The 26,791-nt window shown below is 69.4% G+C and carries 23 protein-coding genes, 1 tRNA gene and 1 pseudogene; 13 read left to right on the forward strand and 12 right to left on the reverse strand.

Annotation, left to right across the window (positions count from 1 at the left end; genetic code table 11):
- Positions 1-136: 136 nt before the first annotated feature.
- The 3 genes from ACZ607_RS01990 to ACZ607_RS02000 form a co-directional block, all read right to left on the reverse strand.
- On the reverse strand, positions 137-1,051 hold the full coding sequence (locus ACZ607_RS01990; protein WP_469730763.1) for a DUF4429 domain-containing protein: 915 nt from the start codon (positions 1,049-1,051) through the stop codon (positions 137-139).
- 118 nt (positions 1,052-1,169) lie between these two features.
- Positions 1,170-2,381, reverse strand: a complete 1,212-nt coding sequence (locus ACZ607_RS01995; protein ID WP_469730765.1) for an alpha/beta hydrolase — start codon at positions 2,379-2,381, stop codon at positions 1,170-1,172.
- Positions 2,382-2,618: 237 nt separating this feature from the next.
- A complete protein-coding gene (locus tag ACZ607_RS02000) occupies positions 2,619-3,287 on the reverse strand; it encodes a TetR family transcriptional regulator (protein WP_469730767.1) in 669 nt (222 codons plus the stop codon).
- Between the two features lie 115 nt (positions 3,288-3,402).
- Between ACZ607_RS02000 and ACZ607_RS02005 the strand changes: the two genes are divergently transcribed.
- Entirely contained in the window at positions 3,403-5,013 is a 1,611-nt protein-coding gene (locus ACZ607_RS02005; RefSeq protein ID WP_469730769.1) for an MFS transporter, read from the forward strand.
- 218 nt (positions 5,014-5,231) lie between these two features.
- The gene (locus ACZ607_RS02010; RefSeq protein ID WP_469730771.1) at positions 5,232-5,666 is read left to right on the forward strand and encodes a peptidase inhibitor family I36 protein; all 435 of its coding nucleotides are present in this window, start codon (positions 5,232-5,234) and stop codon (positions 5,664-5,666) included.
- 120 nt (positions 5,667-5,786) lie between these two features.
- Here ACZ607_RS02010 and aceE read toward each other — a convergent pair whose 3' ends face one another.
- On the reverse strand, positions 5,787-8,528 hold the full coding sequence (gene aceE / locus ACZ607_RS02015; protein WP_469730773.1) for a pyruvate dehydrogenase (acetyl-transferring), homodimeric type: 2,742 nt from the start codon (positions 8,526-8,528) through the stop codon (positions 5,787-5,789).
- Positions 8,529-9,029: 501 nt separating this feature from the next.
- On the opposite strand from aceE, the gene ACZ607_RS02020 reads away from it, so the two are divergent.
- The 6 genes from ACZ607_RS02020 to ACZ607_RS02045 all read left to right on the forward strand — a co-directional run bounded on the left by ACZ607_RS02020 (position 9,030) and on the right by ACZ607_RS02045 (position 13,735).
- A complete protein-coding gene (locus ACZ607_RS02020; RefSeq protein WP_124276683.1) occupies positions 9,030-9,467 on the forward strand; it encodes a DUF3052 domain-containing protein in 438 nt (145 codons plus the stop codon).
- A gap of 165 nt (positions 9,468-9,632) precedes the next feature.
- Complete coding sequence (locus ACZ607_RS02025) at positions 9,633-10,100, forward strand: peroxiredoxin (RefSeq protein ID WP_469730775.1); 468 nt, start codon at positions 9,633-9,635, stop codon at positions 10,098-10,100.
- A gap of 209 nt (positions 10,101-10,309) precedes the next feature.
- Positions 10,310-10,885, forward strand: coding sequence for a TerD family protein (locus ACZ607_RS02030; RefSeq protein ID WP_099172391.1), 576 nt, complete (start codon positions 10,310-10,312; stop codon positions 10,883-10,885).
- Between the two features lie 153 nt (positions 10,886-11,038).
- A complete protein-coding gene (locus ACZ607_RS02035) occupies positions 11,039-11,614 on the forward strand; it encodes a TerD family protein (protein WP_124276685.1) in 576 nt (191 codons plus the stop codon).
- Positions 11,615-11,685: 71 nt separating this feature from the next.
- Positions 11,686-12,837, forward strand: coding sequence for a DUF475 domain-containing protein (locus ACZ607_RS02040; RefSeq protein WP_469730778.1), 1,152 nt, complete (start codon positions 11,686-11,688; stop codon positions 12,835-12,837).
- A 163-nt stretch (positions 12,838-13,000) separates the two neighbouring features.
- On the forward strand, positions 13,001-13,735 hold the full coding sequence (locus tag ACZ607_RS02045) for a TerD family protein (protein WP_387396067.1): 735 nt from the start codon (positions 13,001-13,003) through the stop codon (positions 13,733-13,735).
- 36 nt (positions 13,736-13,771) lie between these two features.
- On the opposite strand, the gene ACZ607_RS02050 is transcribed toward ACZ607_RS02045, so the two are convergent.
- On the reverse strand, positions 13,772-14,680 hold the full coding sequence (locus ACZ607_RS02050) for a TerD family protein (protein WP_469730780.1): 909 nt from the start codon (positions 14,678-14,680) through the stop codon (positions 13,772-13,774).
- A 212-nt stretch (positions 14,681-14,892) separates the two neighbouring features.
- Between ACZ607_RS02050 and ACZ607_RS02055 the strand changes: the two genes are divergently transcribed.
- The 4 genes from ACZ607_RS02055 (at position 14,893) to ACZ607_RS02070 (ending at position 20,261) form a co-directional block, all read left to right on the forward strand.
- Positions 14,893-16,053, forward strand: coding sequence for an HpcH/HpaI aldolase/citrate lyase family protein (locus ACZ607_RS02055; RefSeq protein WP_469730782.1), 1,161 nt, complete (start codon positions 14,893-14,895; stop codon positions 16,051-16,053).
- Positions 16,054-16,061: 8 nt separating this feature from the next.
- Positions 16,062-18,557 carry a phosphoribosyltransferase gene (locus tag ACZ607_RS02060; RefSeq protein ID WP_469730784.1) on the forward strand — a complete coding sequence of 832 codons (2,496 nt, stop codon included), beginning with the start codon at positions 16,062-16,064 and terminating at the stop codon, positions 18,555-18,557.
- A gap of 170 nt (positions 18,558-18,727) precedes the next feature.
- Positions 18,728-19,537, forward strand: coding sequence for an HAD family hydrolase (locus ACZ607_RS02065; protein WP_469730786.1), 810 nt, complete (start codon positions 18,728-18,730; stop codon positions 19,535-19,537).
- Positions 19,538-19,601: 64 nt separating this feature from the next.
- Positions 19,602-20,261, forward strand: coding sequence for an O-methyltransferase (locus ACZ607_RS02070; RefSeq protein WP_469730788.1), 660 nt, complete (start codon positions 19,602-19,604; stop codon positions 20,259-20,261).
- Between the two features lie 4 nt (positions 20,262-20,265).
- Here the strand turns inward: ACZ607_RS02070 and ACZ607_RS02075 are convergent, their stop codons facing one another.
- The 4 genes from ACZ607_RS02075 to ACZ607_RS02090 all read right to left on the reverse strand — a co-directional run bounded on the left by ACZ607_RS02075 (position 20,266) and on the right by ACZ607_RS02090 (position 23,444).
- On the reverse strand, positions 20,266-20,484 hold the full coding sequence (locus tag ACZ607_RS02075) for an FmdB family zinc ribbon protein (protein ID WP_469730790.1): 219 nt from the start codon (positions 20,482-20,484) through the stop codon (positions 20,266-20,268).
- A 9-nt stretch (positions 20,485-20,493) separates the two neighbouring features.
- Positions 20,494-21,078 carry a DUF4383 domain-containing protein gene (locus tag ACZ607_RS02080; RefSeq protein ID WP_469730792.1) on the reverse strand — a complete coding sequence of 195 codons (585 nt, stop codon included), beginning with the start codon at positions 21,076-21,078 and terminating at the stop codon, positions 20,494-20,496.
- A 154-nt stretch (positions 21,079-21,232) separates the two neighbouring features.
- Positions 21,233-22,600: a hypothetical protein gene (locus ACZ607_RS02085; RefSeq protein WP_469730794.1), complete on the reverse strand. Its 1,368-nt coding sequence runs from the start codon at positions 22,598-22,600 to the stop codon at positions 21,233-21,235.
- Positions 22,601-22,670: 70 nt separating this feature from the next.
- Positions 22,671-23,444, reverse strand: a complete 774-nt coding sequence (locus ACZ607_RS02090; protein ID WP_469730796.1) for a DUF4097 family beta strand repeat-containing protein — start codon at positions 23,442-23,444, stop codon at positions 22,671-22,673.
- Between the two features lie 216 nt (positions 23,445-23,660).
- Between ACZ607_RS02090 and ACZ607_RS02095 the strand changes: the two genes are divergently transcribed.
- A tRNA-Val gene (locus ACZ607_RS02095) sits at positions 23,661-23,735 on the forward strand.
- A gap of 59 nt (positions 23,736-23,794) precedes the next feature.
- On the opposite strand, the gene ACZ607_RS02100 is transcribed toward ACZ607_RS02095, so the two are convergent.
- From ACZ607_RS02100 to ACZ607_RS02110, 3 genes and pseudogenes are all read right to left on the reverse strand, one after another.
- Positions 23,795-25,570 carry a DUF4209 domain-containing protein gene (locus tag ACZ607_RS02100; protein WP_469730798.1) on the reverse strand — a complete coding sequence of 592 codons (1,776 nt, stop codon included), beginning with the start codon at positions 25,568-25,570 and terminating at the stop codon, positions 23,795-23,797.
- 124 nt (positions 25,571-25,694) lie between these two features.
- Positions 25,695-26,308, reverse strand: a pseudogene (locus ACZ607_RS02105) (site-specific integrase); the annotation flags it as partial.
- 95 nt (positions 26,309-26,403) lie between these two features.
- Positions 26,404-26,694 (reverse strand): hypothetical protein, encoded by a 291-nt coding sequence (locus ACZ607_RS02110; RefSeq protein WP_469730800.1) that lies wholly within the window; start codon positions 26,692-26,694, stop codon positions 26,404-26,406.
- Positions 26,695-26,791 lie beyond the last annotated feature (97 nt).

A 26,791-nucleotide genomic window follows, 5' to 3' on the forward strand; every position in this document is an offset into this window, starting at 1 on the left:
GGCCCCGGCCCCGTACCCGGGTAGGGGCCGGGACCGGCGACCGCCTCGTGCCCGCTCCGCCCGCGACCGCCACGGCCCGGGCAGGGCATGGCTTCGGGCCCGCTCCGCCCACGGCCGCCACCGGCCCGGGCAGGGCTCAGAGCTCGGCGAGCAGCTCCGCCTTCTTCGCGCTGTACTCGGCGTCCGTCACCAGACCCGCCTGGTGCAGATCGCCGAGGTGGCGTATCCGCTCCGCGATGTCCGCCGGATCGCGCCGCGCGCCGCCCACCGGGACGGCGGCGGTCGCCACGGGCACCGACTGGGTGCGGCGGACGGACTCCAGCACCGCCGCGGCGAACGGCAGCGACTCGTGCACCGGCCCGTAGCCCAGGCCGAACACGACGGACGCGGGGTCCTGGTCCGGCTGGGCGCGCTCGGTGACGCCGGGCGCCTGGCCGGGGACGGGGCCGCCCGGGTCGGGGTCCGCCGCCGCGGCGCGTGGGAGCAGCCGCAGATACCCCTCCAGCGCCTCGGGCGAACGCCACTCGACCCCGCCCAGCTCCGCCACGGGGAACGACTGGTCGCCCGCCTTCCACTTGGCGCTCGACGCACCCGTCCAGAACCAGCGGAAGGAGACCAGCGTCCCGTCGAAGCCGGCCCGGCCGTCGTACGCCTTGAAGTGCATCGGCGCCTCGGGGGCCGTCACCAGGAAGCGTTCGGCGGGCAGGGACGCCTCCGGGACCAGCAGGGCGCGCAGCTCGTCGGCGTAGTACTCGGCGAGCGTCTCGCGATCGGCGGGCAGCACCAGACGGTAGGGGTCGTTGCTCTCCTTGAGCTGCCCGGCCGCGGCCTCCAGCAGTGGATCGGCACCTGGTCTCGGCACCGCCCGAAGGACCACCGTGCCCCGCTTGCCCGGGGTCAGCGTCACCGAAGACAACGCCGCGTACGGAATGCGGCGTTCACGCAGGCTCTGGAAGAGCCTCGGCGTGCGGATTCCCCGTTCGAAGCGGATGAGCACGGAGTCGGTGTCGAACTCCCAGGTGGCATGAATTCCGGCCAGCACATCACCCATGTGCCTCATCGTATGTGGCACAGGCCCGCACGTCCCCCTTCAGTACAGGCGGAAAAGCGACCCGGGTTTCCGGGCCGTTCGCCGCTCTCCACGCGCGTCGAACGACTTTCTACGCGCGTCAGGCCTCTGTCTCGCCGGAAATCTCCCGATGGCACGCACCCTCGGTACCCGCACAGGTGACCGCGTTGTAGGCGCCCACGCCGATCGCGGCGAAGTTGCTGAGACTCTCCGTGCCCGGCTCGAAATAGCCGCTGTGCCCGATCGCGCCGTTGGCCGACACGATCCGCGCGCCGAAGGCCGGATCGACCGGGTCGGCGCCGTGGCCGAGCCCGCCGACCGCCATGTTCGGCACGTCCGCGATCCAGTCGTCCCCGTCCCGCATCGCCCACACCGTGGCCCTGGTGTGCAGGGCACGGGCGTTGTCCGCACGCATCCCGGGACTGCCCGCGACCGCGATGTCGGACACCCTGGACGGCAGCCCCTGCGCGGCCACGCCGCACAGCACGGAGCCGTAGCTGTGGCAGAACAGCGAGACGTCCGAGGTGCCGGGCAGCGCGTCCAGGAGATCGTTCAGCCGCCCCGCCCCCTCCGTCGCCAGCCCGCCCAGCACGGCGTCCATGCCGATCCCCACGGGCGCCGTGTAGTCGGCCCACGCGATGACCGCCGTACGCGAACCGGGGCGCGCCGAGCGCTCGGCGGCGTACAGCGACTGCGCCATGCCGACGGGCGCCGCGTTCTTCTTGACGCCGGTGCGCTCCAGCGTCAGGAGGTTCGTGTCCACCCCGGGCACGACCACCGAGACCCGCTCGGCCCGGTCGAGGTCACCGATGACCTCGGCGGCCCGGCCGCGCCCCGACGGGTCGAAGGCGAGGAACTGCCGGTCACCGGCGAGCATGGACCGGAAGCGCGCCAGCCGGAGCGCGGCCTGATGACGCCCGTCCGGGGAGAGCCGCACGTCCTGCGTCCGCTGCTCCTCGGCCGACTCCGCCTGTGTCAGGGCGTGCCGGTTGGCCCGGTAGCGCAGGGTGACCGGCGCGCCGTTCAGATTCCCCACCACCAGCGGGTACTTGTCGGCCAGGGCGACCCGCTGGCCCGCCGTGAGCGTCGCGAAGAAGTGGGCCAGCCGGTAGGCCGGAGCGCTCACGTCCGGGAGGGAATGACCGGCTATGCGGTCCTTCGCCCAGGAGGCGAGCGCGGTCTCGCGCGGCGAGGCCGAGTGCTGTTGACGCACGGCGGTCCATCCGGACGTCGCCAGCATCACGAACACCACCGCGATGGCGAGCAGCGCTCGCCACGCGGTGAGGGTGGGGGATGAGTCGAAGGAAGTCACTGCGCCCCACCCTAGGAGACGGGTGCGCGACGTCGTCGCAGGGGTGACACGGATCACTCGACCGCAGGGAATTGACCCTCCGTCTCTTACGCTCCGTGTGCGCCGGATTTACGGTCCGGCGCGGCGAAGAGCCGTTCGGGACGCGAATCGGCCCGGGCGGCAGGGGCATTGTGAGTTCGGCCATGCGGCGGAGATGAGGGGTGCGGCACATCTGTGCGGGTCGCGTAAGGAAGGTGCCTACGCGGTGCGCCAGCTCCCGGAGAGCGCAGGTCCGAGCTGGTCCAGGTGGAGTTCGGTCAGCTCCCGGAGCGCGTCCAGCCCCGGGTCCTTCCGGCGGCCCCAGAGCTGTCCGGTCATCCGCATCACCCCGGAGAACGCGGCGACGGCCACCCGGGGGCGGGGGTCGGCCTCCACGTCCAGCCCCTCACGCTCCGCGATCAGCCGGGCGGTCTGCTGCTCCAGGCCGATGTGGCGCCGCATATGGGCGGCGTGCAGCGCGGGCGTCGATTCGATCATCCGGTAGGCGCGCATCTGGAGTTCGGCCGTGATGTCGTCGTCCTCGGCCTCGGAGAGGGTGCTCCACGCCTTCAGGGCGGCCCGGCGCATTGCCTCGAAAGGGGCCTCCGTGGCGGGGCGTTGACGCAGCTCCGTGAGGAAGCGCGCGTCCACCTCCTCCTGGACGGCGAAGGCCACGGCCTCCTTGTTGGCGAAGTAGCGGAAGAAGGTGCGCTGGGAGACGTCGACGGCGTCGACGATCTCGTCCACCGTCGTCCGGTCGTACCCCTGCGCGGTGAAGAGTCTCAGGGCCGTGTGCAGCAGGGCTTCACGGGTGCGCCGCTTCTTGCGTTCACGCAGTCCGGTCGGAGCCCCCGGCACGGGAACCCCGGATGTCTGCCTGCCTGTCACGTACCGGACCTCTTTTCCCTGCTTTTACCTGTTCAGCCTACCTGTGAGCTACGCGACAGTTACTGTCCTGTGAATTGGTTTGTCAACTGTCAGAGGCTGACATAACGTCCTGCGCATGACTAGTCGGACCACTGTCGAGAAGGCACCGCGGGAGCCTGAAGACACCTTTGTTCCCGCACCGGTGAAAGGGCTGCGCGGCCATCCGTGGCTGACGCTCTTCTCCGTCGCCATCGGCGTGATGATGGTGGCGCTCGACGGCACGATCGTCGCGATCGCCAACCCCGCCATCCAGCAGGACCTCGGCGCCTCGCTCGCCGACGTCCAGTGGATCACCAATGGCTACATGCTCGCCCTCGCGGTCTCCCTGATCACCGCGGGCAAGCTCGGTGACCGCTTCGGCCACCGCCAGACCTTCCTGATAGGCATCGCCGGCTTCGCCGCCGCGTCTGCCGCGATCGGCCTCTCCCAGGGCGTGGCCCTGGTGATCGTCTTCCGGGTGCTCCAGGGGCTCTTCGGCGCCCTGCTGATGCCGGCGGCGCTCGGCCTGCTGCGCGCCACCTTCCCGGCCGAGAAGCTGAACATGGCGATCGGCATCTGGGGCATGGTGATCGGCGCATCGACGGCCGGCGGGCCCATCCTCGGCGGTGTGCTCGTGGAGCACGTCAACTGGCAGTCCGTCTTCTTCATCAATGTGCCGGTCGGCGTGCTCGCGCTCGTCTTCGGCCTGGTGATCCTCAAGGACCACCGCGCCGAGAACGCGCCCAGGTCCTTCGACATCGGCGGCATCGTGCTGCTGTCGTCGGCGATGTTCTGCCTGATCTGGGCCCTGATCAAGGGGGCCGAGTGGGGCTGGGGCGACATGATGACGCTCGGCTTCCTCGTCGGCGCCGTCGTCCTGTTCGCCGCGTTCGCGTTCACCCAGACGAAGGTCAGGGAGCCGCTGATCCCGCTGGCCATGTTCCGCTCCGTGCCCCTGTCGGCCGGTGTGGTCCTGATGGTGCTGATGGCGTTCGCCTTCATGGGCGGCCTCTTCTTCGTCACCTTCTACCTGCAGAACGTGCACGGCATGAGCCCGGTCGACAGCGGTCTGCACCTGCTGCCGCTGACCGGGATGATGATCGTCGGCTCGCCGCTCGCCGGCGCCGCGATCACCCGGTTCGGCCCGCGTGTCCCGCTGGTCGGCGGCATGGTGTCCGTCGCGGTCGCCATGTTCGGCATGTCGCAGCTGGCCATCGGCACCGGCACGCTGACCATGTCGCTCTGGTTCGCGCTGCTCGGCTTCGGCCTCGCCCCCGTCATGGTCGGCGCCACCGAGGTCATCGTCGGCAACGCCCCGATGGAGCTCTCCGGTGTCGCGGGCGGTCTCCAGCAGGCCGCCATGCAGGTCGGCGGAAGCCTCGGCACGGCGGTCCTCGGTGCCGTCATGGCCGCCCAGGTCGACGCGAAGCTCGGCGACAACTGGAAGGCGGCCGGCCTTCCGCCGGTCCAGCCGGCCCAGCTGGACCAGGCGTCCGCGGCCATCAAGGTCGGCATGCCGCCCGTCGCACCCGGCACCCCGCCGGAGATCGCGGCGAAGATCACGGGCGTCGCCCATGACACGTTCGTGTCGGGCATGAGCGCGGCCTTCATGGTCGCGGGCATCGTCGCGGTGGTCGCCGCCCTGGTCGCCACGCTCACCAAGCGCGGTGTGAACGCCGAGGCGGGGATGGGCGCAGGCCACATCTGATCCGCCGAGGGCCGTCCGCGGCCCCTCGCCGAGCCCAGGCCCGCCCCGGGCCACGGGCGTCAACACAGCGCACCCGACAGCCCCGCCGGACGGTTCCGGCGGGGCTGTCGCCTATCAGGGTGGTCCGCCGCCCCGCCCCTTCCCGGCCCGTGCCTCCGCAGGTCAGAGTGCCGACATGCGAGCCGCCCGGCTCGCTCGACCACGGGGGTTGATCCACCATGCGTACGACCGTTCTCGCCGCCACCCTGGCGGCCACCGCACTCGTCCCTGCCACGGCCGCCCTGTCCTCGGGCGCCACACCGGCCGCCCGCCACCACGGGGCCACCGGACAGGAGCGCGCCCGCAGCGCCCCGCACGCCGCACCGGCGGGGCTCGCGCCCTGCGGGGCCGGGCAGCTCTGCCTCTGGGCGAAGCCCGACTTCACCGGGGCCAGGCAGGTCCACGAGCTGTCCACCGTCGACATCGAGAGCTGCGTCCCGCTGCCGGCCGGCGGCTCGGCCCAGGCGCTCGCCAACCGCACCGGCCGGCCCGTCACCACCTACCAGTCGGCCGAGTGCGCGGAGACCGGCGAGTTCGAGACGTACCCGGGCGGCGGCACCTGGACGCCCCGGTCGCCGTACACGGTCCGCGCCTTCAAGATCTGGGAGAACTGAGCAGCACACCGGACGACACCGGCCGCGCCGGCGCCCGCCACTCCCGGTGGACCGCGCCTCGGTAACGCCGAAGGGCGGCGGAGCCGTGAAGCTCCGCCGCCCTTCGAGGAACGGTGTTCTTTACGCGTCGCCGCCCGCCGGGCCGGGGCCCGCGGCGGCCACGTCCAGCAGCTCGTAGCGGTCCAGCGCCGTCTTCAGCGCCGAACGGTCGATCTTGCCTTCCTTCGCCAGCTCGGTCAGCACCGCCAGCACGATCGACTGCGCGTCGATGTGGAAGTAGCGGCGGGCCGCACCCCGGGTGTCGGCGAAGCCGAAGCCGTCCGCACCCAGCGACTGGTACGTGCCGGGGACCCAGCGCGCGATCTGGTCGGGCACGGAACGCATCCAGTCCGAGACCGCCACGAACGGGCCCTCGGAGCCGGAGAGCTTCTCCGTCACGTACGGGACGCGCTGCTCCTCCTCCGGGTGGAGCAGGTTGTGGCGCTCCACCTCCACGGCCTCACGGCGCAGCTCGTTCCAGGAGGTCGCCGACCAGACGTCCGCCTTCACGTTCCACTCGTCGGCGAGGATCTGCTGGGCCTCGACCGCCCACGGGACCGCCACACCGGACGCCAGGATCTGGGCCGGGATCTGGCCCTTCTCGCCGCTGCGGTAGCGGTGCACGCCCTTGAGGATGCCCTCGACATCCACGTCGGCGGGCTCGGCCGGGTGCTGGATCGGCTCGTTGTAGACGGTGAGGTAGTAGAAGACGTCCTCGTTCTCGTCGGGGGCCCCGCCGTACATCCTGCGCAGACCGTCCTTGACGATGTGCGCGATCTCGTACCCGAACGCCGGGTCGTAGGAGACGCAGGCCGGGTTCGTGGACGCCAGCAGCTGCGAGTGGCCGTCCGCGTGCTGGAGACCCTCACCGGTCAGCGTCGTACGGCCGGCGGTCGCACCCAGGACGAACCCGCGCGAGAGCTGGTCGGCCATCTGCCAGAACTGGTCACCGGTGCGCTGGAAACCGAACATCGAGTAGAAGACGTACACCGGGATCAGCGGCTCGCCGTGCGTGGCGTACGCCGAACCTGCGGCGATCAGCGAGGCCGTGCAGCCGGCCTCGGAGATGCCGTCGTGCAGCATCTGACCGGTCGGCGACTCCTTGTACGCGAGGAGGAGCTCACGGTCCACGGACTCGTACTGCTGACCCAGCGGGTTGTAGATCTTCGCGCTCGGGAAGAAGGCGTCCATGCCGAAGGTGCGGTACTCGTCGGGCGCGATCAGCACGAAGCGCTTGCCGATCTCCTTGTCCCGCATGAGGTCCTTCAGGACGCGGACGAACGCCATGGTCGTGGCGATCGACTGCTGACCCGAACCCTTCTTCGCGGTCGCGTACGCCTTCTCGTCGGGAAGGGGCAGCGGCTTCGCCCGCACCACACGCGTCGGGACGTAACCGCCCAGACCCTGGCGCCGGTCGTGCATGTACTGGATCTCCTCCGAGTCGCGGCCCGGGTGGTAGTACGGCGGGTTGCCGTCCTCCAGCTCCTTGTCCGCGATCGGGATGTGCAGACGGTCACGGAAGCGCTTGAGGTCGTCCGCCGTGAGCTTCTTCATCTGGTGGGTCGCGTTACGGCCCTCGAAGTTCGGCCCGAGCGTCCAGCCCTTGACCGTCTGCGCCAGGATCACCGTCGGCTGGCCCTTGTGGGCCTTGGCCGCCGCGTACGCCGCGTAGACCTTGCGGTGGTCGTGACCGCCGCGCCCCAGGTGCAGGATCTGGTCGTCGGACATGTCCTTGACCATGTCCCGCAGCCGCGGGTCGTCACCGAAGAAGTGCTCACGGATGTACGAGCCGGTCTCGGTCGCGTACGTCTGGAACTGGCCGTCGGGGGTGGTGTTCAGCTTGTTCACCAGGATGCCCGTGCGGTCCTGCGCGAGCAGCGGGTCCCAGGTGCGGTCCCAGACCAGCTTGATGACGTTCCAGCCGGCGCCGCGGAACTGCGACTCCAGCTCCTGGATGATCTTGCCGTTGCCGCGCACCGGGCCGTCGAGGCGCTGCAGGTTGCAGTTGACCACGAACGTGAGGTTGTCCAGGCCCTCACGGGCGGCGATGGACAGCTGGCCGAGCGACTCCGGCTCGTCCATCTCGCCGTCGCCGAGGTACGCCCAGACGTGCGACTTGGAGGTGTCGGCGATGCCGCGCGCCTCCATGTAGCGGTTCATCCGCGCCTGGTAGATCGCGCCGAGCGGGCCCAGGCCCATCGATACGGTCGGGAACTCCCAGAAGTCCGGCATCGACCGCGGGTGCGGGTAGCTGGACAGCGCGTGACCGGCCTTGGACTTCTCCTGGCGGAAGCCGTCCAGCTGCGCCTCGCTCAGCCGGTCCAGCAGGAAGGCGCGGGCGTAGATACCCGGGGACGCGTGTCCCTGGAAGAAGATCTGGTCGCCGCCCAGGCCGTCGTCCTTGCCCCGGAAGAAGTGGTTGAAGCCCACGTCGTAGAGGGAGGCGGAGGAGGCGAAGGTGGCGATGTGGCCGCCGACGCCGATCCCGGGACGCTGGGCGCGGGAGACCATCACCGCGGCGTTCCACCGGGTCGCGTTGAGGACCTTGCGCTCGATCTCCTCGTCGCCCGGGAAGAACGGCTCGTCCTTCGTGGCGATCGTGTTGATGTAGTCGGTGCTGCGCATCTCGGGCACGGCCACGCGCTTCTCGCGCGCGCGCTCGATGAGCCGGAGCATCAGATAGCGGGCCCGCTCACGGCCGCGCTCGTCGACGGCGGCGTCGAGGGAGTCGAGCCATTCCTGGGTCTCTTCAGGATCGAAGTCCGGGACCTGGCTCGGAAGGCCGCCAATGATGATCGGGTTGCGATCGGATCCGGAAGCCACGCTGTTCCTTCGCTGTTCGGTGGTGCTCTTCGGGGCCTGGTTGCGGGGAACGTACCCCCGGGGCGGCTGCTTACGCCGCCTCCATCGTGTACCGCGAGGCCCCAAACGTCATCTCTACTGTGGGGTAACGCAAGGTTCCCGGACGCCGTGTCCGGGCACGAGTACCAGCAGCGCGAGGGCGGTCCCGCCCAAACCGCAACCATACGCCCAACCCGGCCAACCGTTCCCAAAGCCCGTTCGAATCCGAATGGCGGAGCGAAACGGCATAAGCTAAGGAAGGACGTAAGACCGACCACGGTCGGTCCAAAGGGTCCGGACACCGATTCCGGCCCCGCAGGAGACATGCCGGAGGTTGCGGCGACGTGGCAGGGAACGTCACCGTTTAGGCGGTCTCGGACGCCGGGTACTTGCGCGATTCGCCGAGCCCGTGTGGACTACGGCCAATGCCCCGCGCACGCGCGTGGCTGAAGCATTTTCCGAAACATGATCAGGAGGCAACCCGTGAGCGCGACCGCGGACCACGCGGAGGAACGGACCAACACGGCCGCGAGGCTTGGGTTCGAACCCGGACAGGTGGTCCAGGAGATCGGCTACGACGACGACGTCGAGCAGGAGCTCCGTGAGGGCATTGAGGCCACAATCGGCCAGGAACTCGTCGACGAGGACTACGACGACGTCGCTGACGTCGTCCTGCTCTGGTTCCGCGACGAGGACGGCGACCTTACGGACGCGCTGGTGGATGCCATTGGTCTGATCGAGGACGGTGGGGCGGTCTGGCTGCTGACGCCCAAGACCGGCCGAGACGGATACGTCGAGCCGAGCGACATCAACGAGGCTGCCCAGACAGCTGGTCTCGCCCAGACCAAGAGCATCAACGCGGGCAAGGACTGGACGGGCAGCCGTCTGGTCACTCCCAAGGGGGCCAAAGCCAAGCGCTGAGAGCTCTGCACACACCTGAGGCCCCCGACGGCACCACGCCGCCGGGGGCCTTCGTACGCGCCGGTGCGTCCCTGCCCGGCCCCGGCCGGGGCCGCTGCGTAGGGTGGGTGTCACCCGGACGGCCCAGGCCGGGGAAGTGTGACGTTCGTGAAGGGATACGTGTACATGGCGATCGAGGTCGGCACGAAGGCTCCGGATTTCGAGCTGAAGGACAACCACGGACGCACCGTGAAGCTGTCCGACTTCAGGGGTGCCCACGGCGCCAAGAACGTGGTGCTGCTCTTCTACCCCTTCGCCTTCACCGGTGTCTGCACGAGGGAGCTGTGCGCGCTCCGCGACGAGCTCCCGAAGTTCGAGAACGACGACACCCAGCTGCTCGCCGTCTCCAACGACTCGATCCACACCCTGCGCGTCTTCGCCGAGCAGGAGGGCCTGGAGTACCCGCTGCTCTCGGACTTCTGGCCGCACGGGGAGACCTCGCGGGCGTACGGCGTCTTCGACGAGGACAAGGGCTGCGCGGTGCGCGGCACGTTCATCATCGACAAGGAGGGCGTGGTCCGCTGGACCGTCGTCAACGGCCTGCCGGACGCGCGTGACCTGAACGACTACATCAAGGCACTCGACTCGATCTGATCCGGCCGATCCGATCGGGCGGGGCTCCTGGGACGCAAGGTGCGGCTCCGGGGTTTGCGGCCCGCCGGATCCGGGGATCTCCAGGCGGCGACCGGCCAAAAGCCTGTTTTGGCCGGGAACCGGTCACTAGGATCCAATCGTTGATCCGATGCCAACGCACGACGGGGGCGCTGGTGTCTGCCGGCCCTCTCAAAACTTTTGGAGGACTCGTGGGAGTCAGCCTCAGCAAGGGCGGCAACGTCTCGCTGACCAAGGCCGCGCCGAACCTGACGGCGGTCATCGTCGGTCTGGGCTGGGACGCCCGGACGACAACCGGCGGTGACTTCGACCTCGACGCCAGCGCGCTGCTGACGAACGCCGAGGGCAAGGTCGGGAGCGACGGGAATTTCGTCTTCTTCAACAACCTCAAGAGCCCCGACGGCTCGGTCGAGCACACCGGTGACAACCTCACCGGTGAGGGCGAGGGCGACGACGAGGTCATCAAGGTCAACCTGGCCGGTGTCCCGGCCGACGTCGACAAGATCGTCTTCCCGGTCTCGATCTACGAGGCCGAGAGCCGCCAGCAGAGCTTCGGCCAGGTCCGCAACGCGTACATCCGCGTGGTGAACGAGGCGGACAACAGCGAGCTCGCCCGCTACGACCTGAGCGAGGACGCCTCGACGGAGACCGCCATGGTCTTCGGCGAGCTCTACCGCAACGGCGCGGAGTGGAAGTTCCGTGCCATCGGCCAGGGGTATGCCTCGGGTCTGCGCGGCATCGCGCAGGACTTCGGCGTCAACGTCTGAGCCGGTCCGGAGGAGATCTCCGGGCACTTTCAGCTCCATCGCGTCCGGCGCCGCACGATGTGCGGCGCCGGACGCGCTCGGCAGAGCGCCCCGCGTCCGTCAGGCGCCCGTGCCGGGCCGAACGACCGTCCATCGACTCGGGGAGGACACACCATGGGCGTCACGCTCGCCAAGGGAGGCAACGTCTCCCTCTCCAAGGCCGCACCCAACCTCACGCAGGTGCTGGTCGGGCTCGGCTGGGACGCACGATCCACGACGGGAGCCGACTTCGACCTCGACGCCAGCGCACTGCTGTGCCAGTCGGGCCGGGTCCTCGGCGACGAGTGGTTCGTGTTCTACAACAACCTCACCAGCCCCGACGGCTCCGTCGAGCACACCGGCGACAACCTCACGGGGGAGGGCGAGGGCGACGACGAGTCCGTCATCGTGAACCTCGCACAGGTGCCGGCGCACTGCGACAAGATCCTTTTCCCGGTCTCGATCCATGAAGCCGACAATCGTGGGCAGACCTTCGGGCAGGTGGCCAATGCCTTCATCCGCGTGGTGAACCAGGCGGACGGACAGGAGTTGGCGCGCTACGACCTCAGTGAGGACGCGTCGACGGAGACGGCGATGATCTTCGGTGAGCTCTACCGCTATGGCGGTGAGTGGAAATTCCGTGCAGTCGGACAGGGGTACGCGTCAGGGCTCCGGGGCATCGCTCTAGACTTCGGGGTCAACGTTTCGTAAAGCCGCGCACGGCGCGGGGGAGCCCCGTACTCAACCGGGGGAGACCCGTTACATACATGATGGGGTAGCCAGTGCTTCTGAAAACCTTCGGCTGGTCGTTCGCGGTTACCGCGATCGGCCTGGTCGCAGCGGTGTTCTACGGGGGGTGGCAGGCATTCGGCATCGTCGCGATCCTGTCGGTCCTGGAGATCTCGCTGTCCTTCGACAACGCGGTGATCAACGCCGGAATCCTGAAGAAGATGAATGCCTTCTGGCAGAAGATCTTCCTCACCGTCGGTGTCCTCATCGCGGTCTTCGGTATGCGGCTGGTCTTCCCCGTCGTGATCGTGGCCATCAGCGCTCAGCTGGGACCGATCGAGGCCATCGACCTCTCGTTCAACGACCCTGACAGGTACAAGGAACTGGTGACGGACGCCCATCCGTCGATCGCCGCATTCGGTGGCATGTTCCTGTTGATGATCTTCCTCGACTTCATCTTCGAGGACCGTGACATCCAGTGGCTGCGCTGGATCGAGCGTCCGCTCGCCAAGCTCGGCAAGGTCGACATGCTGTCGGTCTGCGTCGCGCTCATCGTTCTGCTCATCGCGTCGATGACGGTCGCCACCCACGCCCACCAGCACGGCGGCGGACACGTCGACAAGGCGTCGACCGTCCTGCTCTCCGGTATCGCCGGTCTGATCACCTACCTCGTGGTCGGCGGTCTCTCCGGGTTCTTCGAGGACAAGCTCGAAGAGGAGGAGGAGCGTGAGCACGAGGCCGAGGAAGAGGCCAGGAAGGCCGGGAAGCCGGCCTCCGCGGTGCTCCTGGCCGGCAAGGCCGCGTTCTTCATGTTCCTCTACCTGGAAGTGCTCGACGCCTCGTTCTCGTTCGACGGCGTCATCGGCGCCTTCGCCATCACCAACGAGATCGTCCTGATGGCGCTCGGCCTCGGTATCGGCGCCATGTACGTCCGTTCGCTCACCGTGTACCTGGTCCGCCAGGGCACCCTCGACGACTACGTCTACCTGGAGCACGGCGCGCACTACGCGATCGGCGCCCTGTCGGTCATCCTGCTCGTCACCATCCAGTACGAGATCAACGAGCTCATCACCGGTTCCGTCGGGGTCATCCTGATCGCCTGGTCCTTCTGGTCCTCGGTCCGGCGCAACAAGGCCATCGAGGCGGCCGGCGGCGAAGGCGGCGGCGGCTCCGATTCCAAGGCGGAAGTGTCCTCCGGGGTGTGACCCGGTAAGGATTGAGGAACGCTCTCTCTGCGGGGCGGCCCACGGCGGCGGTTCTCCGGGAACAACCCGGACCCGGCGCGGCGGCCGCCCCGCAGTGGCGTGCGGGGCCGCTGGGGCGCAGGTGCGCGGTCGAGCGGTACTACCGATACATGTGGGGGTTGGGATGGCCTTCTGGGACGGCCTGTTTCCGAGGCGGGCTGCGCAGTTCGAGTCGGGTAACTCCGCGACGAACTCGATCGTGCTCTCCAAGCGCAATGCCACGGTCTCGCTGAACAAGCAGGGCGCCCTGTCGGGCAACCTGCGCGTCAACCTGTCGTGGCGGATGCGCACGTCGGACATCGGCGGGAGGTCGCGGCAGAGCGGCCGGCTGCTGCGTCCGCTGAAGCTCTTCCAGCCCGACGTGGTCCAGGCGCACACCCAGGGCATGGTCAACGTCGACCTGGACCTGGGCTGCATGTACGAACTGGCCGACGGGACCAAGGGGGTCGTGCAGCCCCTGGGCAACCTCATCGGCGACCTGAACGCGGCCCCGTACATCCGGCTCAGCGGGGACGACCGCTTCGGGGCGCCGTCGGGCGAGACCGTCTATGTGAACCTCGACAAGCGCGACGAGATCAAGCGCCTGCTGTTCTTCGTGTACATCTACGACCAGACCCCGGCCTTCGACCGTACGCACGCCAAGGTGACGCTCTATCCGGGCAACGGCCCGCGCATCGAGATCGAGCTGGACGAGCGGGCCCCGCAGGCCCGCTCCTGCGCGGTGTTCACGGTGGAGAACGTCAAGGGCGAGCTGATCGTGCGCCGTGAGGTGAAGTTCGTGTACGGCTTCCAGTCGGAGCTGGACCGGATGTACGGCTTCGGCATGCAGTGGGGACGCGGCTACAAGACGCGGGCCTGAGTGCGCGCCGTGAAGGGCGCCGGCGCCCCCGGTTCACTACCGGAGGAACTGCGGGCCCTGCGGGGGCAGCACGAAATTCGGGTCGGCGGCGGGAGCGGCCGCCGCGGCCGGCTGCGGGTAGCCGTACGCCGGCCGGTCCGGGGCGGGCTGCGGATAGCCGTACGCGGGCGCGGGAGCCGTCGCGGGCTGCTGCGGGTAGCCGTAGGCGGGCTGGGGCGCGGCGGCCGGCTGAGGGTAGCCGTACGCGGGCTGCTGGTGCTGGACCGTCGCCTGGGAGTCGGGTGCGGGCTGCTGGTGCTGCACCGTGGCCTGGGAGTCGGGGGCGGGCGGGAAGGACGCCTGCTGGTCGGGAGCGCTCGGCACGGCCGCGGGGCCGGGCTCGGAGGCCGCCTCGGCCTCGTCCACCGAGATCCCGAAGGCGGTGGCCAGTCCGACGAGGCCCGTCGGGTACCCCTGGCCCACCGCCCGGAACTTCCAGCCGTCGCCCCGCCGGTACAGCTCGCCGCAGATGACGGCCGTCTCCTCGCCCGTCTCGGCCCGCACATCGAAGACCGCGAGCGGCTCACCGTCGGCGGACGCCGCGTCGTACAGCGATATCCGCAGGTCCGTCACCTGCTGGAACGCCTCCTCGTCGCAGGACGCGGCGATGACCACCTGCTCCACGGAGGGGTCGAGCGAGGAGAGGTCCGCCTCGATCGTGTCGGTGAGCCCTTCGGGCGAACTGCGCTTGGGCAGGCGCCGCACGAGGCCCGAGGGGTGCCGCGGCTGGTTGTAGAAGACGAAGTCCTCGTCGGAACGCACCCGGCCGTCGGGCCCGATCAGCAGGGCGGAGGCGTCCACATCGGGGACCCCGGTGCCCGGGGTCCAGCGCAGCACGGCCCGTACGGCCATGGCATCGAGTGGGACGTTCGAGCCCTTCAGCATCGCGTGCGTCATGGCGGTCATCCTGCCTGCTGGGGGGGCGTCCGGACAACGCGGGGGTACGAACCAGTAGGCCAGGCACGGTTCCCGGGGGGCACGCAGGCGCGCCGCGCGGGGAGTGAGATACGCCGGGGACACCCGAAGTTCACAGGGACGGGGAACCGGCGACACCTCTCCGAACGTACTATTACCGGCCACATGTTTGTCCGGTCCATCAGGCAGTACGGGGGAATCACATGCGTCATTTCGGGCACATCTCGCCCGCTGTCCGGGAAGCTCTGTTCTTCAGGGAGCCGTGCGAATTCGACGCGGGTTCCCCTTCCCCGATGCTCGCGGCGGCCCTCGGCGCCACGCTCTACAGCCCCGCGACCCGCCCCAGGCTGGCCGACGACGTGATCAAGCAGGGCGGCCAGGGAGTCGTCTCCATGGTGCTCTGCCTGGAGGATTCCATCGACGACGCCGAGGTGACCGGCGCCGAGGCCAACCTGGTCCGGCAGTTCGCCGAGATCGAGGCGCGGGACGCCGATGTGCCGCTGCTCTTCATCAGGGTCCGCGAACCCGAGCAGATCTCCGACCTCGTACGGCGGCTGGGAAGCTCCGTCCGAAGGTTGTCCGGTTTCGTACTTCCGAAATTCACGGAGGAGCGGGGCGAGCTCTTCCTGGAGGCCCTCACCGCGGCCGAAGCGGAGAGCGGACACCGGCTGTTCGCGATGCCCGTCCTCGAATCGCCCGAGCTGCTGCACCTGGAGACGAGAGGCGCGACCCTCCAGGGAATCGCCCGCACCGTCGACAAGTACCGCGAGCGGATCCTCGCGCTGCGGCTGGGCGTCACCGACTTCTGCTCGGCCTACGGTCTGCGCCGGGCGCCCGACATGACGGCGTACGACGTCCAGATCGTCGGCGCGGTCATCGGTGACGTCGTCAACGTGCTGGGCCGCTCGGACGGCACCGGCTTCACCATCACCGGCCCCGTGTGGGAGTACTTCCGGCTCCAGGAGCGGATGTTCAAGCCCCAGCTGCGCCGCAGCCCCTTCGTGGGGCAGGCCGAGGAACTGCGCACCACCCTCATCGAGCACGACCTCGACGGGCTGCTGCGCGAGATCGAGCTGGACCGGGCCAACGGGCTGCTCGGCAAGACCTGCATCCATCCGTCCCACGTCCTGCCCGTGCACGCGCTCTCGGTCGTCAGCCACGAGGAGTACAGCGACGCACAGGACATACTGCGGCCGGAGCGGGGCGGCGGCGGGGTGCTGCGCTCCGCGTACACGAACAAGATGAACGAAGTGAAGCCCCACCGCGCCTGGGCCGAGCGGACCCTCCAGCGCGCCGAGGTCTTCGGCGTGGCCCGCGAGGACGTCGGCTTCGTGGAGCTCCTGGCCGCCGGTGTGACGGCCTGAGCGCGGGCATGGGCGAGCACGGGCCGGCAGCGGACGAGCACATACGGGAAGAAGAGGCAGTGGACGTGGAGTGGTCGGGTAACTGGGTCGCAGGGCGGCTCGGGGTCGAGCTCGTCGGCGACGGCGAGCTCAGGGAACTGCTGGGCCTCGCCCTGCGCCGCAACCCGAAGCGGGCGCATCTGCTCGTCTCGAACGTCCTGGGCAAGCACGTGCCGCAGCGGCCGTCCGTCGTCCACGGCGTGGGCTTCGAGCTCGGCGAACGGGTACGGAACCTGCTGGGTGAGGCGGAGGCGCGCCGCGCGGTCGTCCTCGGCTACGCGGAGACGGCGACGGGCCTCGGCCACGCCGTCGCGGACGGGCTCGGTGTCGCCCCGTACCTCCACTCGACCCGCCGCCCCGTCGCCGGAGTCGCCCAGGCGGGCGGCTTCGAGGAGGCGCACTCGCACGCCACCTCCCATCTGCTGCTGCCCGAGGACCCGGACCTGCTGAACGCCACGGCGGACGGCTCGCCGCTGGTCCTGGTCGACGACGAGTTCTCCACCGGCAACACCGTGCTCAACACCATCCGGGCCCTGCACGCGCGCTACCCCCGGGACCGGTACGTCATCGTCGCCCTCGTGGACATGCGCTCCGAGGCGGACCGGGGACGGCTCGCCGAGTTCGCCGAGGAGATCGGCGCCCGCGTCGACCTGGTGGCCCGCGCCCGGGGCACCGTGCGCCTGCCCGAGGGGGTCCTGGAGAAGGGCCGGAGCCTGGTGGCCGAGTACGACGCGCAGGACACCGGGCCCGTCGCGAGCGGGGCCTCCGCGTCCCGGCCCGCCCCCGCCCCCGTACGCGTCGCCCTGGACTGGCCGGCCGGTGTCCCCGACGGCGGGCGGCACGGCTTCACCCCCGTCCACCGCGCGGCCCTGGAAGCCGCGCTGCCCGCCATGGGCGCCCGTATCGCCGACGCCCTGGGCGACGCCCGCCGGGTGCTCGTCCTCGGCTTCGAGGAGCTGATGTACGCGCCGCTGCGGCTCGCCACCGCGCTGGAGGACGCCACCACGGCCGAGGTGCGCTACTCCACGACCACCCGCTCGCCGGTCCTCGCCGTCGACGACCCCGGCTACGCGATACGCAGCCGCCTCGTCTTCCCCGCCCACGACGACCCCGCCGACGGGCCGGGCGACCGGTACGCCTACAACGTCGCGGGCGCGGGATTCGACGCCGTCGTCGCCGTGGTCGACTCCACCGCCGACACCCCCGCCCTGCACGCCCCCGACGGACTGCTGGCCCGGCTCGCCGGCCACACCGACCGGGTCGTGCTCGCGGTCGTCCCCTCGTACGTCCCCTCGCCGGCCCCCCACAGGCAGGAAGCCGCCATGCTGCCCGAACCCCTCCGGGGACCCGCCTTCTCCTCCTACGCGGCGGAGGACGTCGGCTGGCTGCTCCAGGACCTCTCGGACACCGTCCTGGAGGCCCCCACGGAGGAGCGCGAGGAGGCCATCCAGAGCGGCGGCGCGCACTACGCCGAATCACTGCCCGTCGAATACCAGCCCAGCCCGCAGTACCAGGAGCTGTTCAAGGCGGCCCTGGACACCTCGGCCGCCCGTATCGCCCGGGCCGTCGGCACCGTCACCGAGACCGTCCTCGCGGAGAGGGGACCCCGGCCCGTCCTGGTCTCGCTGGCCCGGGCCGGCACCCCCGTCGGCGTCCTGATGCGCCGCTGGGCCCAGCACCGCCACGGCCTCGACCTGCCGCACTACGCCGTCTCCATCGTCCGGGGGCGCGGCATCGACGCCAACGCCCTGCGCTGGCTGGCCGCCCACCACGACCCGGCCGACGTCGTGTTCGTCGACGGCTGGACGGGGAAGGGCGCCATCACCCGCGAACTCGCGGCGGCGCTGGAGGAGTTCGAGGGCTTCGACCCGGAGATCGCGGTCCTGGCCGACCCGGGTGGCTGCGTACGGACGTACGGGACGCGCGAGGACTTCCTGATCCCGTCCGCCTGCCTCAACTCCACGGTGTCCGGGCTGATCTCGCGTACGGTGCTGCGCTCCGACCTGGTCGGCCCGCACGACTTCCACGGCGCGAAGTTCTACCGCGAACTCGCCGACACCGACGTCTCGGGCCTGTTCCTCGACACGGTCGCCGCCCGCTTCGACGAGGTCGCCGACGCCGTGGACGCCGAGGCGAAGGAACTGCTCGCCGCGGACCGCGCCCCCACCTGGGAGGGCTGGGCCGCCGTCGAGCGCATCAGCGAGGAGTACGGCATCCACGACGTGAACCTGGTCAAGCCCGGCGTCGGCGAGACGACCCGGGTGCTGCTGCGCCGCGTCCCGTGGAAGATCCTGGCCAAGCGGGGCGCCGGCGCCGACCTCGACCACGTACGACTGCTCGCCGAGCAGCGCGGGGTCCCGGTCGAGGAGGTCGAGGAACTCCCGTACACCTGTGTCGGGTTGATCCACCCCAAGTACACCCGGGGCGCCACCGGCGCGGACGGCACGGCGGTGACGGCGAAGTGAGCGAGCGCGTGAACACACCGGAGAGCGCGTCGGCGGAGGGAACAGGGGCCGCTGAGGCACCGCGATCCGTGGATGGATCAGGGTCGGCGGAGGCACCGCGATCCGTGGATGGATCAGGGTCGGCCGAGGCGCTGCGATCCGTGGATGCGGCTGGATCCGCCGGCGCCCCCGTGACGCTGGTAGCCAGCGACCTCGATCGCACCCTCATCTACTCGGCGGCCTCCCTCCAGCTGACCATGCCGGACGCGCAGGCCCCGCGCCTGCTCTGCGTGGAGGTGTACGGCGGGGCACCCCTCTGCTACATGACGGAGACGGCCGCCGCACTCCTCGACGGCCTGGCCCGCACCACGGTGTTCGTCCCGACCACCACCCGGACCCGGGAGCAGTACGGCCGCATCCACCTGCCCGGGCCCGCCCCCCGGTACGCCATCTGCGCCAACGGCGGGCACATCCTGGTCGACGGCGTCTCCGACCGGGACTGGCAGGACCACGTGGTCCGCCGGATCGCCGGCGAGTGCGCGTCCCTCGGGGAGGTCCGCGCCCACATCCAGGCGGCCGGCCACCCCTCCTGGATGCTCAAGGAACGCGTCGCCGAAGACCTCTTCGCCTACCTCGTCGTCGACCGCGCCGCCCTCCCCGAGGGCTGGGTCAAGGAGCTGTCGGACTGGGCGGACCTCAAGGGGTGGACCGTCTCGCTCCAGGGCCGGAAGATCTACGCCGTACCCAAGCCGCTCACCAAGAGCGCCGCGATGCGGGAGGTGGCCCGGCGCTGCGGTGCCACCCTGACGCTCGCCGCCGGTGACTCGCTGCTGGACGCCGACCTGCTGCTCGCCGCCGACCGGGCCTGGCGCCCGGGCCACGGCGAGCTCGCCGACTGCGGCTGGGGCGCCCCCAACACCGAGGTACTCCGCGAGCGGGGCGGAGCCGCGGGCGAGGAGATCCTGCGCCGTTTCGTGCGGGCATCCGACCCCTGCGGGTGAATCGCTGAGCACGCCCGAGCGATCTTCGGCAAGCTGGGCGGGCGGCCGACCGGAGGAGACGCACATGACCAAGGGCAACGAAACCAAGATCACCGACGAGCTGTACGCGTACGCGCTGGCGCACAACCCGCCGCTGGACACCGTCCAGCGCGAGCTGGTCAGGATCACCTACGCCGAGCTGCCCGGCCAGGCGGGCATGCAGTCCGCCCAGGAGCAGGGTCCGCTGCTGGCCTTCCTGGTCCGGCTGACGGGGGCCCGGCACATCGTGGAGGTCGGCACCTTCACCGGTTTCTCGGCGCTGTCGATGGCGCAGGCGCTGCCTCCGGACGGGGTGCTGATCGCCTGCGACATCTCCGAGGAGTGGACGGCGTACGGCCAGGACGCCTGGGAGAAGGCGGGCGTCGCCGACCGCGTCGACCTGCGGATCGCGCCCGCCCTGGACACGCTGCGCGCGATGCCGGCGGAGCCGCACATCGACATGGCCTACCTGGACGCGGACAAGGACAACTACATCGCGTACTGGGAGGAACTCGTCCCGCGCATGAACCCCGGCGGGCTCGTCGTCACCGACAACGTGCTCTTCCACGGGGGCGTCACCGACCCGCTGGCCACCGGTGGCGCGGCCGCCATCCGGGGCTTCAACGACCATGTGGCGGCCGACGCCCGGATGGAGAGCGTGCTGCTGACCGTGGCGGACGGGCTGACGCTCTCCCGCAAGAGGTAGCGGGTCAGCCGCAGCAGCCTCCGCCGCAGCACCCGCCGCCACCGCCTGCGGGGGCGGCTGCCGGGGCGGAGGCGCCCGACCCGCCCACCGCCACGGTGGAGAGCAGCTTCACGGTGTCCTCGTGCCCGGCGGGGCAGGAGGCGGGATCGGACGACTCGGCCATCGGACGGCTGAGTTCGAACGTCTCGCCGCAGGGGCGGCAGCGGTACTCGTAACGAGGCATGGCCCCAGATTAGAGCCTCTTCCGCTCCACGGCCTCGGGCATCGGCGGCCGTGCGCGGCGCTGCTCCTTCTCGACCTGCTCGGGGTGACGGGCACGCCAGTACGGATTGTCGTGGGGCAGGCCGCCGCTGACCCTTCCGTACATCCCGAACATCATCAGCAACAGCCCGACCACGAAGCTGAACAGCACGTTCTGCATCTGGAACGCCAGGAAGTTCATGCTGCTGTCCAGCAGGGCCAGATTCACGAACCCGCTGAGGATGAAGGCGATGCCCAGGACCATGTTCAGCGTCGAGGCGAAGTTCCCGCCGATGACCATGCCCACGAAGAGCAGCAGCCCGACGCAGATCGACAGGATGCTCAGCGCGCCGTTGGTGTTGAGGCCCGCGACCGTGTCGCCGCCGGTGTCGAAGAAGCCGATACGGTCGATGAGCCCCAGGATGCCGAAGACCACGAGCAGCAGGCCCATCAGGCCGGCCCCGACCCGGTAGACCTGGCTCAGGCGGTGGTCGACGGGCAGTTGCTCGTCGAGGAAACCCTTACGCCGGGCCGGCTTCCCGCGCCGGCGCGGGGGATGCAGGACATGAGTGGCCATGACGGCCTCCTTCGGCCGTGTACGGCCAGGGACGCGTCAGCGGAAGCCGCTGCGTACCTCCAGGATCGGCCCACCGGCTGCCGGGGACAAATCGGTCACCCCTCGCCCCGTCCCCGCCTCCGTCTTCGCCCCCGCCCGCGTCACCGTGGCGCGCTCAGGCGCCGCCTCCCAGCTCCTCGCGGATGGCCGAGACCACCCGGTTCGCCGTCTGCCGCACGGCCTCCGTCTCGGTGAGGAAGTGCCAGTAGTCGGGGTGGCGTCCCTCGAGCCCCTCGATCGCCCGCTCCAGCCGCGCCACGGCGTCGTCCAGCGGGCGGGCATGGCGCGGGTCGGGTGTGTGGCGCCCGGCCATGGCGAGGCGCTGGGCGTCCCGGAGCGCGAACCGGGTGCGGTCGGTCTCGGCCTGCGGATTCTTGGCCACCGCGTCGAGCTGCCGCAGCCGGTCCCCGGCCGCCGACACCGCCTCGTCGGTCGCGTTGAGCAGCGCCCGGACCGTGCTCAGCCGGGATGTGGCGTCGGCCCAGCGCTGCTCGGACCGCGCCTCGGCGGCCTCCGAGAGCTTCGCCTCGGCCTGCCGGACATTGACCGCCGCCTGCTCGGGAACCGGCTGGAGGTCCTGCCAGCAGGCGGCCGAGAAGCGCCGCCGCAGCTCGCTGAGCACCGGCTCGACCTGCCCGGCGCGCGTCGTGAGGGCCTGGGCGCGGGTGCGCAGCGACACCAGCCTGCGGTCGATCTCGGCGGCCCGCTCGGGCAGCTGGTCCGCCTCCGCACGGAGCGCTTCGGCTTCCCGCAGCACCTGATCGGCCCGCTGCAGCGTCTCGGCGACGCCGTGCTGCCCGGCGCCCTGGTTGAGCTTGGTCAGCTCGGGGGCGAGAGCGGCGAGCCGGGACGCGAGATCGTCGGCCCGCAGCCCGGAGGCGCGTACGGAATCCAGGGCGTTGCTCGCGGCGAGCAACGCCTGACGTGCCCGCTCCACCGCCGGAGCGAGCCGCGCGAGCTGGGTCTCCGCGCTGCTGAGCAGCGTCCCGAGCCCCTGGGCGAACCGGTCGAGCTCCCCCTTCACCCGCACCAGATCGTCCTTGGCCCGGGTCAGCTGGGTCCGCGCACCGGCCGCGGCCGAGGGCTCCAGATCGTCCCGGTCGAGGTCATGGGCGTCGACCGCGGTGATGTACGCGTGGCTGACCTCGTCGATCCGCCGGCCCAGCGCCGCGAAGTCCTCCACGGCCTTACGGCCACGGGGCGAGCTGTCCACGGCGGTGATCGTCTCGATCGAGATCCGCAGATCGCGCTGAGCGGTGTCCAGCTCGTAGAACGCCTCGGCCGCGGCGTCCTTCGCCGCCTGCGCGTCCGCGCGCTGATTCTCCCCGCGCCCCCCGAACCACCGGCGCGTACCACCGCCCGCGAAGGCACCCGGCAGCGCGGCGGCGACCAGGGGAACCGGCAGCAGCATCAGCACCAGGACGTCCTTGACGGCGGAACCAACACCCGCTTTCGCCTGCGGCCGCGTGTGTGTCGCCGTCACATCCCTCTCCCGTGCCGATCCACCCTGCCCGGTTCATTCTCGCACCAGTTAGGACGAACGCACGGGCCGGTTAGTTCGCACTTCGGACGGTGACTTCACCGTTGTCGCTGCGCGCCTTCACCACGTGCTTGCTGCTGTCGCTGCGGGGCACCTTGACGGAGACATGGCCGTTGTCGGCGTGGGCGGAGACCGCGTACGTACTCTTCCCGGCCGGCAGATCGATGGCGATGCTCCCGTTGTCACTGACCGTGTCCACCAGATCAGGGACGCGGCTGAACCCGATCCTGACCGCCCCGTTGTCCGCACGGGCGATCACGGAGGCCCCCGAGATCCGCTCCGCGTCGATCGAACCGTTGTCGGAGGTCACGTCGAGCGGCCCGGAGACGTCACGCACCCTGACCCCGCCGTTGTCGGCGGAGATCTTGAGCGGAGCACTGAAGCCGGTGGCGGTGACCTTCCCGTTGTCCCCCTGCACGGTCAGGGCCAGCCCGCGCGGGACCTTCACCTCATGGTGGGCCTCACAGTTGCTGATCACCGCGTGGCACTTGACCTCGAGCCGCAGCTCGTCCCCGTCGAGCTTCCACACGGGATCGGGCCCACTGCCCAGCACGACCCACCCGTCGACCCGCCGGGTGACCTCGATCTGATCCACATCGGCGGGCACGAGCTCCAGGGTCGAGTTCTCGGCGTCGATGGTCAGCGCCTTCCCCTCGAAGGCGAACGACTTGTGCTCGGCGGCGGCGTCCTCGGCATCCGTACTGCCGCAGCCACTGAGCGCGGCCACGAGGAGCACGGTCCCGGCGGCGGCCACGAGTGCGTCGGTGCGTCGCGTACGGATGGTCATGATGTCGGATCCCCCTGAGAGCGCTGCCGAAGTGCCACCACCGTATGTACGCCCCCACCCCGCGGACGATCCGGACGGCTACCGTCTCGGGGTGGGGGTAACCCCCGTACCGCGCCGCACCGACTGCTCCCCGGCTGCTCCCTCGCGGCTCCCCGGGCCGACGGAACCGGATTGCGGCCGGGGGCCCTGGGCCATGTAACCTGTTGCCTCATCCACGGGTGCGTAGCTCAGGGGTAGAGCGCTGCTCTTACAAAGCAGATGTCGGCGGTTCGAAACCGTCCGCGCCCACCAGCCAGAACGCCCCCGCAGCGAGCCGCTGCGGGGGCGTTGACGGTAGTAGGTGACGGCAGTCAGGCTTGCCCTTCTTCTGCCTCCTCCACCCCGGCGTCAACGTTCTGTGGCTTCGCGCCGAGGCTCCAGAGGTAGATCACACACTGGAACAGCAGGGCTGCCGCAGGTGACCCAGCAGCGGGTATGAATCCGTGAGCGATCTCGTTGCGCAGGTTCCAGCCGCCCGCTGGGTTTCCGCAAATAGTGAGGATACTGCGGTACCACGATTCATCCATGTCTTTTGTGCGCAGAACCCCTAGCAAGTACCCCAGGCCGGGGTACTGCCCTGGCTTTTCGTTTCGCTGTAGTTTGTATACTCCCGCGTCAAGCGCTAGCACCAGATTCCGGGCTAGTGTCTCAACTTTTGGCGCGATGGTGAAGGTCGCCCCTTCGACGTCTCCGGACCAGTAGCGAATGAAACATCGTGCAATGGATGAGGCGAGCTCGGCATCTGTTAGTTCCCCTTGAGCGAAAAAGCTCGTTAGGTCTTCCTCTGTCGGCACGCCGTGTGTCTCTGCGATTCTATGAAGTGCGATGGCCAGTAGGGGGGCCATGTGTTGCAGGGTGAAGCTTTCCTGGCGCGTCAGGCGCACTTCCTCGATCTCGGCGTCGCTTTGAGGTGAAAATCTAGGAAGTCCGTCGGATCCAATTAGTTCCATTGTGGCTAGGTCTGCGATGACAGAGTGTTTCGCGTACTCTGCGGCGCTTCTTCTAGTGTTCTCAACGGATCCAGTTGCTGGGCCGTAGGAATATACGAAGTGGAGCAAAGCGTGCTGCCAGTCGGGGCAATCTACTACTGGTTTTGGATAGGACTCAAACTCCTCCCGACTTACGGCGCTGGAGGCGATGAATGATTTAAGTCCCAGATCCTCATTTCGTAGTGCTTGCAGAGAGCTCGCTGCCCGGTCAATGAGATGAGGTACCGCAGATGTTTGGGCGTGCTGCAGGGCCGTCTTGAGGTGTCCGGCTCGGACGAGCCCGGTTGCCGTTGCTGCTGCGTCCAGCCACATCTGAACGAGGTCAGAGTAGATGGCGCTGCGTTCCGCCTCCCCTTTGTGAAGGCGCAGCTTGAGGCTGAAGAATTGAGCTTTAATGAACGGGGAGCTGTATCTGGCGATGGCATCGTCTAGTAGGCCATGCAACGCCTTTGGCGGAACTCGCTCGCCGATCAGCGGGCCGAGTACATGAGTCGCCGCGCCGGGCATATCTGCATCGCCTGCGATCGCATTGGTGGCGAGAGTCAGCATCTCGGCTATTGCGTTTTCGGCAAGGTCATGCTTTCCTACCGCGCGCGCAAGGCGAAGCGCTATGTTGAGGCATTCTCCTTTGTCTAGTTCCTTCTCCCAGGTTCCCGCCAACTTCAGATAGGACTGTGCGGCGAGAATGGCATGATCGCGTACTCGTCCAACTTTTCTGTCGAACAACAGGTGGTGCAAACGAGCCTTGCCGAAATGGGAGGAAGTTTTCGCGCAAAGTGCCGTCCAGATTTCTGCGCCGAAATCGGAAACGTCGGAGACCTGGGGTGGAATGGAGTGACTGTCTGGCCCTTGGAAGTAGGGAACGATCTGCACTCGCCATTTGCTGTCATTCTCAACAACTTGAACATGGTACGCGAAGGCCCATGCGGCTGCCCGCCTGATTGCAGAAATGCCGCCAATGGGTTCCACTGGGCCTTCGTGCTCGCTGATAGGGATCTTTTCGTTAAATCTCCTGTGAGCCTGAAGGGATGTCTCGGCCAGCGCTGCGCTGTCGATCCAATCGGCGATGGTTGACAACTGTGCGTCGGTACTCGGCATGTGCACAGTGTGCAGGGGGTGTTGGGAGATATCTACCAGTTTCCGAAGACCCCAGTTCTACCTGAATGCCTCGTGGACTCAGGCTTGCCTCCCGCAGCGGGACTACGGGAGGCAAGCCTGGACGTCAGCGGCGGCGTCGAAGGAGGCGGTCCATGTGTCCCATGGCCTCCCGTCGTTTGTCGTCAGAAACGTGGGTGTAGATGTTCATCGTGACGGCGATCTGCGAGTGACCCAGGATCTCCATCACGACGCGCGCCGGCACACCGGCGGCGAACAGGAGCGTGGCGCATCCGTACCGAGCGTCGTGCAGACGAATGCGACGCAGTCCCGCGCCCTCCGTGATGCGCTCGAACGACCGGCTGAGGTTCCTCGGCTCGATCGTTCGTCCGGTCCTGGTCGTGAACACGTAGTCGCTGTCATGCCAGGCTTGCCCGGCGTCGTGGCGCTGCTTGGCTTGGCGGAGACGCTGCCAGCGAAGGGGCGCCACGCACATGAGCGGTACGGGAATGGCGCGCGTGCGGCGGTTCTTCGTGGAGTCCGCGTACAACTCCTTCTGCACCCGCTGGATCTGGTTCCGCACGGTGAGCGTGCGGCGCTCCAGATCGATGTCTGACCAGCGGAGTCCGAGAACCTCTCCTCGCCGCAGCCCCAAAGCCACGGCGAGCACGAACACTGCGTAAAGGGATCTTTTCTCGCAGCCTCCAGTAAGGTCGTCGGAGCGGTGAGCGTGGACGGGCGCCACGCCCCGTCCCCGCCTGTGTGCTCACCCGCCGCCGGGCCATCGGCCCGCAGCCAAGGGGTCGGCGATGGCCACGGGCGGGGAGGTCAACGGATTAGACCGGCGAGGTACCCGGCGGCGGCTGCACCGTCCGGCCCGGAGGCGGCGCAGGGCCCGGATCCCGCGGCATCTGCGGTGGCTTGCTCGGCCGCTTCTTCTTCTCCGCCGTCAGCCCGAAGATGCCGAGCGGCGGGAACAGGTCGACGCGGCGCGGGTACTGGCCGATCGCGCAGGCCCTGCACACCCGGTCGGTGCCGTCGGCCGTGACGCGGGTGCCCTCGGCCGGGGCAGTCCAGCACGCCTCGCAGATGCGGACGGCGGTGAGGCTGGCGGTGGGTGCCCTCAAGATGCTGACCATCACACACCCCTGCCTTCTGCCGAGGCCGAGTTCGTCACGTTGGTGGTACGCATGTTGAGCCTCCGTCTCGTTGAGCGGGTGGTAG

The organism is Streptomyces sp. NPDC104381 (assembly GCF_055583745.1).